Genomic DNA, 3,188 nt, shown 5'->3' with positions numbered 1-3,188 from the left:
GCGCTGACTTCCGGCTGGTCTTTGAGGTAGCGCGGCGGCGGGTAGGGCGGCACCACGAGCGACATGTGTGCTCCTGGGTCGTAGCATCGGTGCTGTGCAGAAGTCGAACGTCGACGAAAACGTCCGCGCGGAACGGCTTCTCGACGCCCAGGATAAGGCAGCGCAGCTCTTCGACGAGATCGAGCGACGCGGCATGATCCGCGCCGGTGTCGGCGAGCAGGAGCTGTCCGACGAGATCCGCGACCTAGCCGCGGACATGTTGGGTGTCACGCGGCACTGGCACCGGCGGATTGTGCGGGCCGGTGACAACACGCTGCAACCTTTTCGAGAGCACCCGCCGGACCGGGTGATCACCGAGAGCGACATCGTGTTCTTGGACCTCGGCCCGGTCTTCGAGGAGTGGGAGGCCGACTTCGGGCGGACCTTCGTGCTCGGCGACGATCCGGACAAACACGCCGTCCGCGACGCGCTGCCACGGGTGTGGCAGGCCGGCCGCGACTATTTCGAGAATCACCCGGATGTCACCGGCGCCGAGTTGTTCGACGTCTCTGTCGAGGTGGCTCGTGCCGAGGGCTTCGGCTGGGGCAGCCATATTGCCGGCCATCTGGTGGGGGAGTTCCCGCACAAGAAGATCGCTGGGACAGCCACCGAGTGGTTCATCATGCCCGGATCGAACAAGCCGATGCGACGCACGGACCCCAGCGGTCGCCGCTGCCACTGGATCCTCGAGATCCATCTGATCGATCCCTCGCGTCGCTTCGGCGGTTTCTACGAGCAGCTGCTCGACCTGCCATAGCCGGTCAGCCGACGGGGTACACCACGCCGGTCAGCTCCTCGGACACCGCCCAGAGCCGGCGCTGCCGCTCGACGTCATGCGACTTGCGGCTTGATTCCACGATCTTGGGATAGCCCCGCGTCTGGCCGATGCCGTCGGGGCCGTAGTACTGCCCGCCGAGCACCGCCGGGTCGGTGGCGGCGCGCAGGGTGGGCAGGGCTCCCATCGCCGGGTTCTGGGCGACGAGCGGGGCGATCCTTTCGAATGCAGACACCAGCGGCGCGGGCATGTTGCGCATCAACTCGGTGTCCGACATGCCGGGGTGGGCGGCCGCGGCGATCGTCGTCCCGCCGGGAGCCAGCCGCCGCTGCAGCTCGTAAGTGAAAAGCAGGTTGGCCAGCTTGGCCTGGCCGTAGGCCGCGACCCGGTTGTAGCTTCGCTCCCACTGCAGATCGTCAAAGTGGATGTCGGCGAGGATGCGGTGGCCGACGCTGCTGACCGTCACGACCCGCGAACCCGCAACCGGCAATAGCCGATCCAGCAGCAGACCGGTGAAGGCGAAGTGGCCCAGGTGGTTGGTGCCGAACTGCAGCTCGAAGCCGTCCTTGGTGTTCGACTTCGGTGTGTACATCACGCCGGCGTTGTTGATCAGCAGGTCGATGCGGTCGTAATCGGACGCCAGTTGACGGGCCGCGGCGCGGACGGAGTCCAGCGACGTGAGGTCGAGCTCCTGTAGCGCAATGTCGGCGCGGGGACTCTCGGCGGTGATGCGGGCGGCGGCGTCCTTGCCCTTGTCGAGGTTGCGCACCGCCAGTACGACGTGGGCGCCGTGTTCGGCGAGCGCCAGGGCGGTCTCGTAACCGAGGCCGGTGTTGGCTCCGGTGATGACGGCGACACGACCGGTCTGGTCGGGAATGTCCGCGGTTGTCCACTTGGCCATGCGAAGCTCCTCAGTTGTAGGGTAATCGGGGCGAACGCTCCGGTTTATCGATACTATACGGAACGTGCGCCCCGTTTTGTCAACCGGTGAGGTAACTGAGATGGCACAGCCAGCACCGCGGATGCGTGCCGACGCGGCGCGCAACCGGGAGCGTGTGCTGGAAGTAGCCTACGAAACCTTTGCGGCCGAGGGCTTGTCGGTGCCGATCGATGAGATCGCCCGCCGGGCCGGAGTCGGGGCCGGCACCGTCTACCGTCACTTCCCGACCAAAGAGGCGCTGTTCCACGCGGTCATAGCGGACCGAATGCAACGTTTTATCGACGACGGGCACGCGCTGCTGGAATCCGCCGGGCCCGGCGAGGCGATCTTCAGCTTTCTGCGCTCGATGGTGCTGCAATGGGGCGCGACGGACCGTGGCATGGTCGAGGCGCTGGCCGGTCTCGGCATTGACATCGCGCAGGCCGCGCCAGACGCAGAGGATGCATTTTTGGCCATGCTCGACGAATTGCTCCGCGCTGCCCAGAAAGCGGGCACCGCCCGTCGCGATATCGGCGTGCGCGAGGTGAAGTCGATCCTGGTCGGATGTCAGGCGATGGAGGCCTACAACCCAGAGTTGGCCGAGCGGGTGACCGACGTCGTCGTCGACGGTCTACGCGCAGCGCCGTAAGCCGGCTGACCTGTCCTTGCACTCGGCATAGGCGAGTGCTAAGAATGACGTTGGCACTCGCGACCGGCGAGTGCTAGGTCGGGACGGTGAGGCCGGGGCCGCGTCAGCGGGAGACACCCACAGCCGTCCGTCGCGGGCACTGCACCCGGCCAAGACGTGTCATCCCCAATCGGAGGAATCACTTCGCAATGGCCAAGCAAATTGCGTACGACGAAGAGGCCCGTCGCGGCCTCGAGCGGGGCCTGAACAGCCTCGCCGACGCGGTAAAGGTGACGTTGGGTCCCAAGGGCCGCAACGTCGTCCTGGAGAAGAAGTGGGGTGCTCCCACGATCACCAACGATGGTGTGTCCATCGCCAAGGAGATCGAGCTGGAGGACCCGTACGAGAAGATCGGCGCTGAGCTGGTCAAGGAAGTCGCCAAGAAGACCGATGACGTCGCCGGCGACGGCACCACCACGGCCACCGTGCTGGCCCAGGCGCTGGTGAAAGAGGGCCTGCGCAATGTAGCGGCCGGGGCCAACCCGCTGGGTCTGAAGCGCGGTATCGAGAAGGCCGTCGAGAAGATCACCGAGACGCTGCTCAAGGGCGCCAAGGAAGTTGAGACCAAGGAGCAGATCGCCGCCACCGCGGCCATCTCGGCCGGTGACCAGTCGATCGGCGACCTAATCGCCGAGGCGATGGACAAGGTCGGCAACGAGGGCGTCATCACCGTCGAGGAGTCCAACACCTTCGGCCTGCAGCTCGAGCTCACCGAGGGCATGCGGTTCGACAAGGGCTACATCTCGGGCTACTTCGTCACCGACGCC

At 66.1% G+C, this 3,188-nt stretch carries 4 protein-coding genes; 3 read left to right on the top strand and 1 reads right to left on the bottom strand.

The window, feature by feature from the left end:
- Positions 1-94 precede the first annotated feature (94 nt).
- Positions 95-796 (top strand): M24 family metallopeptidase, encoded by a 702-nt coding sequence (locus tag VEI45_RS18055; RefSeq protein WP_324855654.1) that lies wholly within the window; start codon positions 95-97, stop codon positions 794-796.
- 4 nt (positions 797-800) lie between these two features.
- Here the strand turns inward: VEI45_RS18055 and VEI45_RS18050 are convergent, their stop codons facing one another.
- A complete protein-coding gene (locus VEI45_RS18050) occupies positions 801-1,715 on the bottom strand; it encodes an SDR family NAD(P)-dependent oxidoreductase (protein ID WP_324855652.1) in 915 nt (304 codons plus the stop codon).
- A 100-nt stretch (positions 1,716-1,815) separates the two neighbouring features.
- Here VEI45_RS18050 and VEI45_RS18045 point away from each other — a divergent pair, with 100 nt between their 5' ends.
- Together VEI45_RS18045 and VEI45_RS18040 are read left to right on the top strand one after the other, a co-directional pair.
- Complete coding sequence (locus VEI45_RS18045; RefSeq protein WP_324855650.1) at positions 1,816-2,382, top strand: helix-turn-helix domain-containing protein; 567 nt, start codon at positions 1,816-1,818, stop codon at positions 2,380-2,382.
- A gap of 188 nt (positions 2,383-2,570) precedes the next feature.
- A partial coding sequence (locus tag VEI45_RS18040) for a TCP-1/cpn60 chaperonin family protein (protein WP_324855648.1) occupies positions 2,571-3,188 on the top strand: 618 nt, incomplete at its 3' end.

The sequence above is a fragment of the Mycobacterium sp. genome, from assembly GCF_035623875.1.
Taxonomy (GTDB): Bacteria; Actinomycetota; Actinomycetes; order Mycobacteriales; family Mycobacteriaceae; genus Mycobacterium.
Note: the sequence above shows the minus strand (reverse complement) of the source record. Positions and strands in the feature narration are given on the sequence as shown.